The 14,121-nt window shown below is 50.0% G+C and carries 13 protein-coding genes and 8 tRNA genes; 20 read left to right on the top strand and 1 reads right to left on the bottom strand.

Translation table 11 applies throughout. The annotated features are described in order from the left end of the window. The first annotated feature begins 82 nt into the window (after window positions 1-82). From AQR02_RS26810 to AQR02_RS26730, 17 genes are all read left to right on the top strand, one after another. A tRNA-Ser gene (locus AQR02_RS26810) sits at window positions 83-174 on the top strand. A 26-nt stretch (window positions 175-200) separates the two neighbouring features. Then, window positions 201-277 (top strand) — tRNA-Met (locus tag AQR02_RS26805). 8 nt (window positions 278-285) lie between these two features. Beyond that, window positions 286-361, top strand: a tRNA-Val gene (locus AQR02_RS26800). Between the two features lie 29 nt (window positions 362-390). Continuing rightward, a tRNA-Thr gene (locus AQR02_RS26795) sits at window positions 391-466 on the top strand. Between the two features lie 16 nt (window positions 467-482). Then, window positions 483-560 (top strand) — tRNA-Asp (locus AQR02_RS26790). 24 nt (window positions 561-584) lie between these two features. After that, window positions 585-660 (top strand) — tRNA-Phe (locus AQR02_RS26785). 6 nt (window positions 661-666) lie between these two features. After that, window positions 667-752: transfer RNA gene (locus AQR02_RS26780), tRNA-Tyr, on the top strand. Between the two features lie 7 nt (window positions 753-759). Continuing rightward, window positions 760-832, top strand: a tRNA-Lys gene (locus AQR02_RS26775). 145 nt (window positions 833-977) lie between these two features. Continuing rightward, window positions 978-1,934 carry an NAD(P)/FAD-dependent oxidoreductase gene (locus AQR02_RS26770; protein WP_054943396.1) on the top strand — a complete coding sequence of 319 codons (957 nt, stop codon included), beginning with the start codon at window positions 978-980 and terminating at the stop codon, window positions 1,932-1,934. A 111-nt stretch (window positions 1,935-2,045) separates the two neighbouring features. After that, window positions 2,046-3,140 carry a PucR family transcriptional regulator gene (locus tag AQR02_RS26765; RefSeq protein WP_054943395.1) on the top strand — a complete coding sequence of 365 codons (1,095 nt, stop codon included), beginning with the start codon at window positions 2,046-2,048 and terminating at the stop codon, window positions 3,138-3,140. Between the two features lie 109 nt (window positions 3,141-3,249). Beyond that, window positions 3,250-4,371, top strand: a complete 1,122-nt coding sequence (locus AQR02_RS26760; protein WP_054943394.1) for an ABC transporter ATP-binding protein — start codon at window positions 3,250-3,252, stop codon at window positions 4,369-4,371. A gap of 234 nt (window positions 4,372-4,605) precedes the next feature. Then, on the top strand, window positions 4,606-5,544 hold the full coding sequence (gene hprK, locus AQR02_RS26755) for an HPr(Ser) kinase/phosphatase (RefSeq protein WP_054943393.1): 939 nt from the start codon (window positions 4,606-4,608) through the stop codon (window positions 5,542-5,544). Window positions 5,545-5,556: 12 nt separating this feature from the next. After that, window positions 5,557-6,588, top strand: coding sequence for a prolipoprotein diacylglyceryl transferase (gene lgt / locus AQR02_RS26750; RefSeq protein WP_054943392.1), 1,032 nt, complete (start codon window positions 5,557-5,559; stop codon window positions 6,586-6,588). 8 nt (window positions 6,589-6,596) lie between these two features. Continuing rightward, on the top strand, window positions 6,597-7,253 hold the full coding sequence (gene ppaX, locus AQR02_RS26745) for a pyrophosphatase PpaX (RefSeq protein ID WP_054943391.1): 657 nt from the start codon (window positions 6,597-6,599) through the stop codon (window positions 7,251-7,253). Further along, window positions 7,250-7,762 carry an acyltransferase gene (locus tag AQR02_RS26740; protein ID WP_187388829.1) on the top strand — a complete coding sequence of 171 codons (513 nt, stop codon included), beginning with the start codon at window positions 7,250-7,252 and terminating at the stop codon, window positions 7,760-7,762. The genes ppaX and AQR02_RS26740 overlap by 4 nt, the downstream gene beginning before the upstream one ends. Before the next feature lie 221 nt (window positions 7,763-7,983). Then, window positions 7,984-9,201 (top strand): acyltransferase, encoded by a 1,218-nt coding sequence (locus AQR02_RS26735; protein ID WP_245237759.1) that lies wholly within the window; start codon window positions 7,984-7,986, stop codon window positions 9,199-9,201. 89 nt (window positions 9,202-9,290) lie between these two features. Then, on the top strand, window positions 9,291-10,442 hold the full coding sequence (locus AQR02_RS26730; protein WP_054943388.1) for an acyltransferase: 1,152 nt from the start codon (window positions 9,291-9,293) through the stop codon (window positions 10,440-10,442). An 85-nt stretch (window positions 10,443-10,527) separates the two neighbouring features. On the opposite strand, the gene gntK is transcribed toward AQR02_RS26730, so the two are convergent. After that, complete coding sequence (gene gntK, locus AQR02_RS26725) at window positions 10,528-12,057, bottom strand: gluconokinase (protein WP_054943409.1); 1,530 nt, start codon at window positions 12,055-12,057, stop codon at window positions 10,528-10,530. Window positions 12,058-12,121: 64 nt separating this feature from the next. On the opposite strand from gntK, the gene AQR02_RS33225 reads away from it, so the two are divergent. The 3 genes from AQR02_RS33225 to hisG form a co-directional block, all read left to right on the top strand. Beyond that, a complete protein-coding gene (locus AQR02_RS33225; RefSeq protein ID WP_209444315.1) occupies window positions 12,122-12,316 on the top strand; it encodes a hypothetical protein in 195 nt (64 codons plus the stop codon). Window positions 12,317-12,555: 239 nt separating this feature from the next. After that, complete coding sequence (locus AQR02_RS26720; protein ID WP_054943387.1) at window positions 12,556-13,773, top strand: ATP phosphoribosyltransferase regulatory subunit; 1,218 nt, start codon at window positions 12,556-12,558, stop codon at window positions 13,771-13,773. 81 nt (window positions 13,774-13,854) lie between these two features. After that, window positions 13,855-14,121, top strand: a 267-nt coding sequence (hisG, locus tag AQR02_RS34980; protein WP_245237763.1) for an ATP phosphoribosyltransferase, incomplete at its 3' end; no start/stop codon positions are given.

Below are 14,121 nucleotides of genomic sequence, written 5' to 3'. Positions count from 1 at the left end.
TTTCGAACAACGCAGATTCGTTTCGGATTCAGTTTTCAGGAATTAAGGTTCCTGAATGGATTTACATGGCACCATATCGTTTGGAGAGATACCCAAGTGGCTATAAGGGGACCCTCTGCTAAGGGGTTAGACTGCGTAAGCGGTGCGAGGGTTCGAATCCCTCTCTCTCCGCCATTTTAAATCCAAAACCTAATTATTGTGGCGGCGTAGCTCAGCTGGCTAGAGCGTACGGTTCATACCCGTGAGGTCGGGGGTTCGATCCCCTCTGCCGCTACCATATTTCCCGGAGGCTTAGCTCAGCTGGGAGAGCATCTGCCTTACAAGCAGAGGGTCGGGGGTTCGAACCCCTCAGCCTCCACCATTTTCATTATAAGAATATTTCCACACTGTGCCGGTGTAGCTCAATTGGTAGAGCAACTGACTTGTAATCAGTAGGTTGGGGGTTCAAGTCCTCTCGCCGGCACCATTATTTTCACAAATGCGGAACCGTGGTGTAGTTGGCCTAACATGCCTGCCTGTCACGCAGGAGATCGCGGGTTCGAATCCCGTCGGTTCCGCCATTTTATGTTTTATGGCTTGTTTTTGGCTCGGTAGCTCAGTCGGTAGAGCAAAGGACTGAAAATCCTTGTGTCGGGGGTTCGATTCCCTCCCGCGCCACCATATTACGGAGGCTTAGCGAAGTGGCCAAACGCATCAGACTGTAAATCTGCTCACGTACGTGTTCGGTGGTTCGAATCCATCAGCCTCCACCAGTTTTACGAGCCATTAGCTCAGTTGGTAGAGCACCTGACTTTTAGTCAGGGTGTCGAAGGTTCGAGTCCTTCATGGCTCATTCCAAACATAAAGTCATCATCTTCGGATGGTGGCTTTTTTGTGTTTTCAGAACTCAATTCAGCTTTTTTGTAGTTATCAAGTTTAAAATTTCTTGCTTCGTTTAATTATAAGTTTATAATGCTGAGCAGAAATGAGTGATTTCTATGATATATGATGCAATAATTGTTGGCGGGGGATTTGCCGGACTTCAGGCGGCGATTCAATTAGGACGGTACTCCGCACACCGGGTGCTGGTAATTGATGCAGGAGGCGGCAGATCAAATCTTTGCCGGACCTATCATAATATACTGGGCTGGCCGGATGGAGTATCAGGTGACGAAATTCGCGCAAGAGGCAGACGGCAGGCCGAAGTGGCTGGTGTGGAATTCATCTCAGACAAAGTCGTTAAAGCGGAAAAGTATGAACAGCTCTTTCTCTTAACAGGAGAACGAGGCTGCCAATACGAAAGCAAAACCTTGCTGCTGGCTACAGGGGTAATGGATCGCTTTCCGGAACTGCCGGGACTTGTACTGACACTGGGCAAATCTGTGTATGTCTGTCCTGACTGTGACGGCTTTGAAATTCAGGATCGTAAGACGGTTCTGCTGGGTTCTGGTGATGCAGGGGCCAATATGGCTTTTATTTTGCGGGAACGTACGGGTGATCTGACCTATATTAATCACGAGCATGAACCCGTGTCAGAGGAGAATCTAGCACGCCTACAAGCAGAGGGGATTATTTATACTGAACAAGCCGCTACCCATGTTATACAAGAGAATGACGGGATGATTAAAGGAGTGGCTTTTCAGGATGGAACTCACATTCCCGCAGAGCGCGGGTTTATTGCTTTTGGGAGAAATGCGGTGCATTCCGAGCTTGCTGAGCAGCTGGGGGTAACGCTTCATAAGAACAGACATATAGAGGTGAATAGACGGTCTTTAATGACGGATGTGGAGCATTTATGGGTAGCCGGCGATGTGGCCGTTCATGCGGAGCAAGCTACGGTGGCCATGGGTGAAGGAGCGATAGCGGGGATCTGGATGCACAAGGAACTGAAAAAGATAAACCCCATTGTATTGCCGCCATCCAGGTCGGTAGCTATGAATACGGAGAAACGCTGATTTTACCGGCAGGGTCAAATTTCACTTATCATTCAGATAGGCCTCGCCGCACAATGTTGCAGAATATGATAAAATAGGCGAAAAGAGCAAAAGTGGTGGAGAATGGTGACGATGGATAGTGAGGCATTGCGTCAAAAATTGGAGCAGCTCACCGGTAAGAGAGCCGGAATCAAGCAGCTCGGACGGCAGCATTCAGCTTCCCTTTTTGGCGTAAGCACGGAAGAGCAGGATCAGCCGGTTACGCACGATGGTTATCTATGGGTTCCATTATATGAGAATGAAGGCCGGATCACTGCGGTATGGGTGGAGATGGAAGGCCTTACAGGTCTGGAGCTGCAACTGGTTAATTATGCGGCGCGCAATTATGCCATCGCCCTTAAGGCTACCGGACTAAAGGAAGAGGGCGAGGTCGAAGCCCGGCAGCTAAGCGGCTGGCTTAACTCTCAGCTGGAGCAAGAGAAGAACGATGCTGAAATTCCTGATGATATGACGCTTAAGGGCCGCCTATTCGGAGATATGGTCCCCTTTCTGCTGGTCAGTGAGAATGTGCATAATCCGCAGCTGACCTACCGGTCGCTGATGAAGCTGTTGCGCAATTATTTCGAGAATGATATTTTACTTATTCCCCTGCAGGAAAAAGAATGGCTAATTTTAGCCCGTAAGGAACTGCTCACCGGCGGGGATGATAAGGAAGATGAGGAAGAAAGTGAAGATGAGCTCCTGGCTCAGACTAGTATGGGGTTGCATGAACTGATTGCGAGCGAGTGGGTCGGTGTTTTTCATCTGGCTGTAGCACCTGCAATCATTCCGGTAAAAGGCTTGACTGGCTCGGTCGCATTGCTAAGAGAGACGATTGTGCTCGGCCGGATTTTTCAGGTTGGCGAGTATATCCACCTTCCATGGGAGCTGCATATGGAGCGACTGATAAATAGTATTCCAGATGAGCGGCGCAGACAGCTGCTGGGACAGATCGGCGACTATTCTTCTGTACTGGCGGATAAGGAAATGCTGCTTACACTGGAGACTTTTTTTGAAATGGACTGTAATGTGAGCGAGACGGCGAAGAAACTCTACATCCATCGTAATACACTGCTGTACCGGCTGGACAAGATCAAACAGGAGACTGGAGCCGATGTACGGAGCTTTGGCGATGCGGCGATTGTGAAATTAGCAATGTTATTGTATAAAGTGACGAAAAGAAAATAGGTTTTTTGTGAACGTTACAAATAGCCAGCACGGCACGTCTGGGGTAAGATAAATGTACAAGAAAGCGATTTATTTTTTATCCTAATAATAAACTCGAGGGGGAAATACAATGGCAGGCGTACGTTTAGAGCATATTTTCAAAAAATACCCGGGTTCAGATAAAGCAACAGTAATGGATATCAATCTTGATATTAAAGATAAGGAATTCCTCGTATTGGTTGGACCTTCCGGTTGCGGTAAATCCACAACACTGCGTATGATCGCAGGCCTGGAAGAAATCTCCGAAGGTAAAATGTACATTGGCGATCGTGTAGTCAACGACGTTGCTCCTAAAGACCGCGATATCGCGATGGTATTCCAATCCTACGCCCTGTACCCGCACATGAGCGTGTACCAAAACATGGCATTCGGTTTGAAACTGCGTAAAGTGAAGAAAGAAGAGATCGACAAGAAAGTACGCGAAGCAGCTAAGATTCTCGACATCGAGCACTTGCTGGAACGTAAACCTAAGGCTTTGTCCGGTGGTCAACGTCAACGTGTCGCTTTGGGCCGTGCGATCGTCCGCGATCCGCAAGTCTTCCTGATGGATGAGCCTCTTTCCAACTTGGATGCTAAACTTCGTGGTCAAATGCGCGCAGAAATCACTAAACTGGTTAAACGCCTTGAAACCACTTGTATCTATGTAACGCATGACCAGACAGAAGCTATGACGATGGGTGACCGTATCGTAGTTATGTATGACGGTATCATTCAACAGGCTGCTTCCCCTGAAGAGCTGTACAATGAGCCTACAAACTTGTTCGTAGCCGGATTTATCGGTTCCCCTACAATGAACTTTATCAATGGTACTTTGTCCGAGGTGAACGGTTCTGTCCGTTTCCGCGCGGAGAACCTTGATGTTGAAGTTCCAGGCGGCAAAGCAACACTGCTGCGCAGCAAAGGTTATATCGGTAAAGATGTCATCATGGGCGTTCGTCCAGAAGATATCCATGAAGAGCCAGTATTCCTGGAAGCTTCCCCGAACACAATCTTCACTTCGCTGGTTGATGTTACAGAAAACCTTGGGCATGAAATGCTCCTCTACTTGAGCGGCCTTGGCACTAACACTGTAATTGCCCGTGTAGATGGACGTTCCACTACCCGTGAAGGCAGCAAGCCTAAACTCGCTATCGACATGAACAAAATTCACCTCTTTGATAAAGAGTCTGAACTGAACATTTTGCTGGGATAAGATATATACAGCTTTCCCGTTTAGAGAAAGCCGCCTGAAAGGGCGGCTTTTTTGTTTGCTTACACCAGCCCTGTGCCTGTTGGTTCAATGCCGGACCAACAGGTATTAAGATTGCATTCATGGACGTTATCAATTAAGATAGCAGGAGAATTACCTACGGATGGGATAGGGAAGAGTTGCTTACCAGACGCGGGAAGGCGGACTAAACCGCAGGTGACGAAAGGAAGAACATACATGGCTAAGAAGGTAAAAGTATCTGAATTGGTACAGCAATTTCAATTAGAAGTGGTTTCCGGGCATGAAGGGCTAAAAAGACCGATTACAGTGGATGACCTGAATCGTCCCGGGCTGGAAATGGCCGGTTATTTCGAATATTATCCCGAAGAACGTGTGCAGCTGCTTGGTAAGACAGAGTTGGCGTTCTTTTCTATGCTTCCTGAAGAAGAGCGTAAAAGCCGGATCCGCGGGATCTGTAATGATAATACGCCGTGTATTGTGATTACAAGAGCTTTGGATGTGCCGCAGGAGCTGATGGATATCAGCAACGAGAAGGGACTTCCGGTACTGCGCAGCTCGATGGCTACAACCATTTTTTCCAGTAGATTAACCAGCTTCCTGGAAGGCAGACTCGCTCCTACCGCGACTATTCATGGAGTACTCTGCGATGTATACGGTGTGGGGATGCTGATTACAGGCAGCAGCGGGATTGGTAAGAGTGAAACAGCCCTTGAGCTGGTTAAGCGCGGACACCGCCTGATTGCCGATGATGCGGTGGAGATTCGCCAAACCTCCGACAATCAGCTCCATGGTACAGCGCCGGAATTGATCCGCCACCTGCTGGAAATCCGCGGGGTGGGGATTATTAATGTAATGACTCTCTTTGGTGCTGGGGCTATCCGTAACCATAAGCGTATTACGCTCGTTGTGCGGCTCGAAGCATGGCAGCAGGACAAACAATACGACCGGCTCGGTCTTGATGAAGAAACTACGCGGATTATCGATACAGATGTTCCTCTTGTAACGATACCCGTACGTCCAGGACGAAACCTTGCTGTTATTATTGAAGTTGCAGCAATGAACTACCGCCTGAAGCAAATGGGCTATAACGCAGCTCTACAGTTTACTAATAAACTTACAGCTACCATCTCTGAGGACATGGATGATCTGGACTAGGAGTGTGAGACTATGTTTTTTTCTTTAGCGATTAATCCCATTGTATTCTCCATTGGATCGCTGCCAGTGCACTGGTATGGCCTGATCCTAGGTGTCGGGGCACTTGCAGGATTATTTCTCGCTATGCAGGAAGGTAAACGGTTTAATATTCCACAGGAATTCTTTATGGATCTCCTGCTGCTTGGAGTGCCCTCTGCTATCATTGGCGCCCGGATCTATTTTGTAGCTTTTATGTGGGATGATTATAAGGATAACTTTATTGATGTCTTTAAAATTTGGAATGGCGGGATCGCCATTTATGGCGCATTAATTGGCGCAATTATTTGCGGGATTATCTACTTCCGTTATAAAGGATACCCGTTCTGGCGTATCGTGGATATTTGTGCACCTGGCCTGCTCGCAGGACAAATGATCGGCCGCTGGGGCAACTTTGTTAATCAGGAAGCCTACGGTGGGGTTGTGGAGGAGTCGTTCCTGCGCGACAAGCTGCACTTGCCCGACTTTATTGTTAATCAAATGTACATAGGGGATGCCTTTCATCATCCGACATTCCTGTACGAGTCACTCTGGAGCCTGCTTGGCATTCTGCTGCTGATGGTGCTGCGCCGGCAGAAATTTGTGCGTGCGGGTGAAATCTTCCTGTCTTATTTCATCTGGTATTCCATCGGCCGTTTCTTCATTGAAGCGCTGCGTACGGACAGTCTGGGCTTCAACGGAAGCAGTGGTGTAGCATCACTCATAAACGGACTGTGGAGTCCGATGAAGTGGATGGGCTTTGAGCAGGGTTATCTTGATCCCGCCTATGGCAATATCCGGATTTCCCAGCTTCTGGCGCTGCTCATTATCCTTGTGGCGATTGTCCTGATTGTCGTACGCAGGGTGACTGGCCAGTCCAGCGCACATTACTCCGATCCTATTGTCAGCACTAAAGCTGCTGCCGCCGATTCGGTTGTGCCGGAACATGCTGTGAATACTCCGCAGAATACTGCACAGGCGGTACAGCCTGAAGAGGAGAAGGCGGAGAATGGAGAACCAAAGGAGTAATTATCGAAATGATTGAATGTGTTCTTTTTGATTTGGATGGAACAATTGTAAATACGAACGAGCTGATCATAGGCTCGTTCATGCATGCCTTGAAGGAGAATAATCTGCCCCCGCTGACCCGGGAGCAGATTATTCCTCATATGGGCACAACACTCCAGCAGCAGCTGAGCGCGTTCTCAGGTATTCTGGAGGATGTCAGCGTCCTTGAGCGGTCTTACCGTGCATATAATAATGCGCATCATGATGAAATGGTTGATTCTTTTCCGCGTGTGAATGAAACGATGGATGAGCTGTCGCGGCGCGGGATTAAGCTGGGAATCGTCACTACAAAGATTCGTCCCACAACGCTTAAGACGCTGGAGAGGTTTGATCTGCTGAAGTATATGGAGACCATTGTCACCGTGACCGATGTTGTTCATCCGAAGCCTCATGCGGAGCCTGTGCTAACCGCTATCCGCAATTTGAATGTTGATCCGCGCAAAACCCTTATGGTTGGTGACAGCGTGGTTGATATTCAATCCGCCAAAGCAGCAGGTGTACGTGTGGCGGCAGTCTCCTGGTCGCTCAAAGGGGAAGAAACGCTGCGCAAATATGATCCGGAATACATTATTCATGACATGACCGATTTATTGACTATTGTGGAGCAAGGGACGAATGAATCGTGAGAAAAGTAACCCGTTATCCGGTGGAGGGGCATAATTCGCTCTGGTACATTTATCGTACGGTTAGTCCCTGGAAGGGCGTGCGCAATTTTATTTTTATCCAGATTGCCCGCTATTGTCCGATCCTGTCCGTGAAGAACTGGATTTACCGCCGGCTGCTCGGCATGAAGGTGGGCAAGCATACGGCGTTTGGGCTGATGGCGATGGTCGATGTTTTTTTTCCGGAATTGATAACGGTCGGTGAAAATTCTGTGATCGGCTACAATACAACTATTCTCGCTCATGAATACCTCATTAAAGAATACCGTCTCGGTGAGGTCATTATCGGTGAAAATGTGTTGATCGGGGCCAATACGACAATTCTTCCCGGTGTAACCATAGGAGACTGGGCAGTTGTGGCCGCAGGCTCAGTAGTGCATAAGGATGTGGCAGCCGGTTCGTTCGTTGGCGGAAATCCGCTTAGGGAATTACGTCCGGGTTCGCCGGAAGATGTGCTGCAAGCAGATGAATGAGATTCAGCAGTTGGAATACCCTGCAGTTTCAGGTTGCGTGTATCGGCGCAGAAGCTGCGGGTTTTTTTTGCGTAAAGGGGATAAAGATGAATTGTTCTTAGGTATTCTTAAGAATAATTAAGAAACTTTCAGTGCCGCCGAAACCAGAGAAGCGCTATACTTGTAATTAGAATAGGCGGGATCTCTATGAACACATCATAGCAGAGAAGAGGAGTTTTATCGTGAAAGCAGCCCGACAGGAACGACTGCCACAGCTCGATATTTACCGTGCCTTGGCGATTATGGGTGTTCTGCATGTGCATTCTACATCTTTTGCGGCAGGGGAGCAGGCCCTGAACTCTCCGTACTATTACTGGCTTAACTGGATCAACATCTTTTTTAAATTTGGAACGCCATCCTTTATCTTTCTTAGCAGCTTTGTGCTGTTTTACAATTATTACGGGCGTCCGGTTACCCGGAGTCTGATCGGTAACTTTTACTGGCGCAGGCTGAAGTACATTCTGCTGCCTTATGTGCTGGCATCGTTCGGGTACTATGTACTGACTTTGTATGTAAACGGGGAATTGACGCAGCAACCGCTGGAGAATCTGTCCAGCTTGATAGGAGCACTGCTTTCGGGCTCGGCGTATGCACATTTGTATTTTGTATTTATCAGCATCCAGTTTTATCTGCTGTTTCCGTTATTGCTGAAGCTGCTGCAGAGTTCAAGGTTTTGGGTGAAGTGGGCTTTTCCGCTTGGACTGGCGCTGCAGTGGGGGTTTATCCTGTGGAATAAAGTTCAGCTGCATATTGTGGAGAAGGGCAGTCTGTCGATTTCTTACCTGGCCTATTATATGTTGGGGGCTTATATTGCAATTCATTTTGAAGAGATTAAGCCGTGGCTGATGAAGGCCTGGAATGGTCTGGGAGTTACCCATAAACGGCTGACTGTGCTGCTGTTTACTGCTTGGCTGGCGGCTGCCTTTACACATGTTCAGCTATGGTATGAAGCCCGCCATTTCGGGAGATGGACGGATTCCCTGTGGTACGAGCTACTGTGGAATGTGCATACGATGCTGTCAGCGCTTGTGCTGCTGTATGCTACATTTTTTATCTACCGGAAGGCTCCGCTCGGGCTGGTTGCTTTGTTGACACGGATGGGGGAGCTGTCGTTTGCAATCTATTTGATTCATCCGCTGCTCCTGGCGATTTACAGAAGATTACCCCACAGCATCTCGCCGGATTCGTTTACCTATGTGCTGTATATATATGGGGGACTTCTTGTGGCGCTGGCCGGCAGCTGGATGATCGTGCAGTTCACCTTCCACAGATTCCATAAATCATGGATTGTGTTTGGGAGTGTGCCGCGTTCGCTTGCCCCTCAGACTGAGACGAGGCCAGGCTATCCTGCGGGAACGGGTCAGACCCAGAGCGGGATGAACGAAAAGCATGGAGTCTGAAGCAACAGCACGGTCTACGGAGTAATACTGGAAATGAGTAAACAGATTATTGGCAACCTAGGATATGGAGCTTAACAGGAGGAACATTCATGGGAAACAAAGAAAGAATTCCACAGCTGGATATTTTTCGGGCGATTGCAATTTTTGCGGTACTGGCCATTCATGCTACTTCACGCACCCTGGCGGAGACACTGGACACATCCATGTTTCATCCGTTTATGTTCATCAACAAATTCAGCCAGTTTGCCGTTCCGTCTTTTGTATTCTTAAGCGGGTTTGTACTGTTCTATAACTATATCGACCGCCCGCTCAGCGGGAAAACGCTGGGTAAGTTCTATAGCCGACGGCTGATCTATATTATTGTGCCTTATGTGGTATTTTCGTTCCTGTACTTTATATTGAAAATGACGTCCGGTCATACCTGGGACATGCCGCTGGTCGATATGTTAGCCAAGATGTGGAAATATTTATGGACCGGTACGGCTTATACGCATCTTTATTACATCATTATTATTATTCAGTTCTATTTGCTCTTCCCGCTCATGCTGTGGTGCCTGCAAAAGGTCCGCCGGCTCGCCGCCTGGGCTCCGGTCATTGGGCTTGCGCTGCAGTGGGGATTCGTCCTGCTGAACAAGTATATGGCGAACCACGGGTATTGGCAGCTGTCCAAAGGCAGCCTTGCAATCACGTACTTCTCCTATTTCCTGCTGGGAGCGGGTATTGCCGTCTATTACGGGTCTCTCAAAAAGTGGCTAATCCCGTCCCGCGAGGGCTGGAGATCCGGTAAAGGCGGAGTCTGGATCCTGCTATGGCTGCTATGGGCAGCTGCAGGGATTATTCATGTAGAGCTATGGTTCAACAACTATACGAAGAAAACGGTCATTAATAGTCTATGGTATGAGGGGTTCTCCAATCTTCATGCCTTGCTCTCCTGCGTGGTACTCCTGCAGCTGTCTTTCCTGCTGTATGGAGCCGGACGCAGCCTGCTGACGCGGATGTTAATCTCGATAGGTGCCTGCTCGTTCGGCATTTATCTGCTGCATCCGGCACTGTTGTTCTTCTACAGAAAGCTGCCGTTTCACGGCGGTTCGCTGGCCTATACGGCAGCCATTGCCGGAGGCTGGCTGGTTGCACTGCTGGGATCGTGGGTGGTCGTGGCGCTGGTCTTCCGTTATGTGAAGCCGGCCTGGGTGGTGTTCGGTTCTGCCCCGCAGAAGCCAAAAAGCAAAGCGATGGTGTAATGAGTTGAATACAAAAGCGCCGAGAGCCTGAAATGCGGGTTCATCGGCGCTTTTTGTATATGGGGTTCAGGTACAGCGCTGTAGTCTATTCTCCGGCTTGCCCGCGCTGGAATTCTGATATGGCTTCATACTGGCTCTCCAGACTGCGGAAAACGGAAATAAAGATGGGAAGCAGCTGCTTATAGACCTTGGCGTGTGCTTCAACCGGCTGATGCCGGTGGGTGGAGCCGATCATCTCAAAAACGATATCGAAGGAGCTGGCCCGTCCGGTTGCATATAGACCAAGTACGACTGCTCCGAGGCAGGAGCTTTCGATGCTCTCCGGGATGATAACCTCCTGATCAAAAATATCTGCCATCATCTGCCGCCACAGGGATGAGCGGGCAAAACCGCCGGTGGCCAGTATTTTACCCGGACGCCCCATCTGCTCCTCCATGGCCAGCAGCACGGTGTACATATTGAAGATAACACCTTCCAGCACAGAGCGGATCATATGCTCCTTCCGGTGGGTCATGCTCAGTCCAAAGAAGGAGCCGCGGGCATCCGGATTCCACAGCGGAGCACGCTCACCGGTCAGATACGGATGAAACAGCAGGCCGTTGCTCCCCGGAGGCACCTGTTCGGCAATGCGTGTTAGGACTTCATAAGGATCAATCCCAAGGCGCTTCGCGGTTTCCACCTCAGAGGCTGCGAATTCATCGCGTACCCAGCGGAACAGCATACCGCCATTGTTCACCGGTCCGCCGATGACCCAGTGCTTCTCGGTCAGGGCGTAGCAGAAGATCCGGCCCTTCGGGTCAGTCAGCGGGCGGTCGACCACGGTGCGGATTGCACCGCTTGTGCCGATGGTGGCTGCCACGACACCCGGCTGGATGGCGCCTACGCCGAGATTGGAGAGCACACCGTCACTGGCTCCCACAACGAACGGCGTTGGGGCCAGCAGTCCAAGCTGTTCAGCAAAGCCCGGCAGCAGCCCTTGGATAACCTGAGTAGTAGGGACAGGCTTCGAGAGGTGTTCAGCCGTAATCCCGGCGATACGCAGGGCTTCATCATCCCAGGCCAGCTTCTCCAAATTGAACATGCCTGTGGAAGAGGCGATCGAATGGTCAATGATGTATTCACCAAACAGCCGGGCGAAGACGTATTCCTTGATGGAAATAAATTTGTAGGTCTGCCGGAACAGGTCCGGCTGCTCCTCGCCCAGCCACATCAGCTTGGTAATAGGTGACATGGGATGAATCGGCGTTCCCGTGCGCAGGTACAGTTCATGTCCGCCCAGTTCATTTTTCAGGCGGGCAGCTGAGGCGCTGCTCCGGTTGTCAGCCCAAGTGATACAGGCGGTGAGGGGCTTGCCTGCAGCATCAACAGCAATTACGCTGTGCATGGCTGAGCTGAATGAGAGGAACAGCAGCTCATCCGGCTGGATGCCGCTTGTTTGCATCACCGTTGCTATCGTATGGATAACTGCGTTCAGAATCTGTTCCGGGTCTTGCTCAGCGACTGAAGGCGAAGGCTGATGCAGGGGATAGCCTACATTTGCCTGAGTGACGATGCTTCCATTCTCTTTGAAGAGAACGGCCTTGGTGCTTGTAGTTCCAATATCAACGCCGATCATATAGGATGTACTCAACAGGCAGCCCTTCTTTCAGTTGTAATTAGACAAAGACCTTAATATCATAATGAAACAATCGCTGCAAGCAAATCAACAAAACCGCCCCAATAAGAGTTGGGCTAAGTCTGATATTCCTTCCTGCAAGCGGGCAAGGACCAGCGTAGAGAGAAGTAACGTAAAAAAGATTGCATTTGTATCTGGCGATAAGCATAACCAGAAAATCAAGGACAAGCAACATTCATCTGTAGGAGTAAATTTGTAAGCGATTTTAATTTAGTGAGGGTCTGGTGTACCATAAAGGTGAAGAGCAGGGAACTTTATTAACAATGTAGAACTTTCATCTTATATGGCAATAAATGCAATGCTGTTGTAGGGGGATTATTGACGTAAAAGGACCGTCCGTGATACGATATTGCCACTGCTTTACTTTACTACCACTTTACCATAGTAAAGTGTAATATAGTTTTGTTCTTATGCTATCTGACGAGGTGACTAATAAAGATGTCCAAGCCGAAGGGATTTGAAAAGCCGGCCGGTGTGCGCGACTATCTCCCGCGCGCAGTGACGAAGCTGCGCAAGATTGAGAATGATGTGCTGCACTGTATGAGCCGCTGGGGATATAAGCAGGTGATTACCCCTACACTGGAATATTACGATACGGTTGGTGTGGCCAGCTCCACATCCGACCAAAAACTTTATAAACTGCTCAATAACCGGGGGCAGGCTTTGGTGCTGCGTTCTGAAATGACTGCTCCGGTGGCACGGGTAGTATCCTCTTTATTGAAGGATGAGCCGCTGCCGCTGCGCCTGTCTTACCATGCCAATGTCTTCCGGGCGATTGAGGAGGAAGCGGGACGGGAAGCAGAATTCTTCCAGACCGGAGTGGAGCTTGTCGGCGACGACTCTCCCGAGGCCGATGCCGAGGTCGTAGCGCTGGCTATCTCCTCGCTGCAGGCTGCCGGTGTGAAGTCTTTCAAGATCGCCATGGGCCATGTGGGCTTCCTCGACGGATTGTTCCAGGAGGCAGTTCCCGGTCTGCCGGAGGTTCAGGAGGAATTGAAGAACCATCTGCTGGGCCGGGATTATGTTGCCTTCCGTGATACACTGCGGCAGCTTGAGCTGCCGGAGGCACAGAAGAGTGAACTGTACGGGCTGCTTCGCCTGCGCGGCGGCAAGGAAATCTGCGGACAGGCTCTGGAGCTCAGCAGCCATCCGCTGGCCCGCACCTCCATTGAGCATCTGTGCAAGGTATGGGAGGTGCTGGTATCCTACGGGGTATCCCAGCATGTGCTGATTGACCTGACGATGGTCGGAGATTTTTCCTATTATACAGGCATGACTTTTGAGGGCTATGCCTCCGAACTTGGCTTTCCAGTATGCAGCGGAGGCCGGTACGACAATCTGCTGCAGCAATTCGGGCGGCCGACGCCTTCAACCGGCTTCTCTCTCAAGACCAACCGGATTCTGGACGGAGTGTCCGGAATGCCGGAAGAGGAGGAGCTGCCGGTCCTGATTCAATACGATGCGCTGCGGCGCACCGAAGGGCTGGAGGAAGCGGCACGGCTGCGGTCTGAAGGGCAGATTGTTGTAACGAGACTGGCGGCGGGGCCGGAAGATCTTAAGACCGTGAAGCGGCTGGACTCCGAGACAGTGGAAGCAGATGGCGAAGAGTACGGAGAAGTCTATACATTCGTGTCTTTTGTCAGCGAGCATGGCTGAGAATGGGTTAAGGATGATTGATATAAAGTGTGATAGATGGAAGCCGCGGAGAAGATGGATATGAAACGGAGGTTAACTACAATGGCGCAAATACTCAAGGTAGCCATGCCGAAAGGCCGGATTTACAATAAAGCGGCAGATCTGTTCCGCCAGGCGGGATTACCGATTCCTGCGGATGGGGAGGAATCACGAAAGCTGGTGATTTCACTGCCGGAAGCGGGCATGGAATTTATTCTGGCTAAACCGGTGGATGTGCCTACTTATGTGGAGTATGGCGTAGCGGACATAGGGATTGTCGGCAAGGACGTGCTGCTGGAAGAGGACCGCGATGCGTATGAGCTGCTTGAT

It is taken from the genome of Paenibacillus ihuae, from assembly GCF_001368795.1.
Classification (GTDB): Bacteria; Bacillota; Bacilli; order Paenibacillales; family Paenibacillaceae; genus Paenibacillus_AQ; species Paenibacillus_AQ ihuae.
This window is presented reverse-complemented; position numbering and strand designations above follow the sequence as displayed.

Bases quoted from the DNA above. Each gene is read 5' to 3' on its own strand.
- AQR02_RS26720 (WP_054943387.1), top strand. From the start codon at position 12,556: ATGTCCAAGCCGAAGGGATTTGAAAAGCCGGCCGGTGTGCGCGACTAT.
- ppaX (WP_054943391.1), top strand. From the start codon at position 6,597: ATGATTGAATGTGTTCTTTTTGATTTGGATGGAACAATTGTAAATACG.
- AQR02_RS26730 (WP_054943388.1), top strand. From the start codon at position 9,291: ATGGGAAACAAAGAAAGAATTCCACAGCTGGATATTTTTCGGGCGATT.
- gntK (WP_054943409.1), bottom strand. From the start codon at position 12,057: ATGATCGGCGTTGATATTGGAACTACAAGCACCAAGGCCGTTCTCTTC.
- lgt (WP_054943392.1), top strand. From the start codon at position 5,557: ATGTTTTTTTCTTTAGCGATTAATCCCATTGTATTCTCCATTGGATCG.
- hprK (WP_054943393.1), top strand. From the start codon at position 4,606: ATGGCTAAGAAGGTAAAAGTATCTGAATTGGTACAGCAATTTCAATTA.
- AQR02_RS26770 (WP_054943396.1), top strand. From the start codon at position 978: ATGATATATGATGCAATAATTGTTGGCGGGGGATTTGCCGGACTTCAG.
- AQR02_RS26760 (WP_054943394.1), top strand. From the start codon at position 3,250: ATGGCAGGCGTACGTTTAGAGCATATTTTCAAAAAATACCCGGGTTCA.
- AQR02_RS33225 (WP_209444315.1), top strand. From the start codon at position 12,122: ATGAAACAATCGCTGCAAGCAAATCAACAAAACCGCCCCAATAAGAGT.
- AQR02_RS26765 (WP_054943395.1), top strand. From the start codon at position 2,046: ATGGATAGTGAGGCATTGCGTCAAAAATTGGAGCAGCTCACCGGTAAG.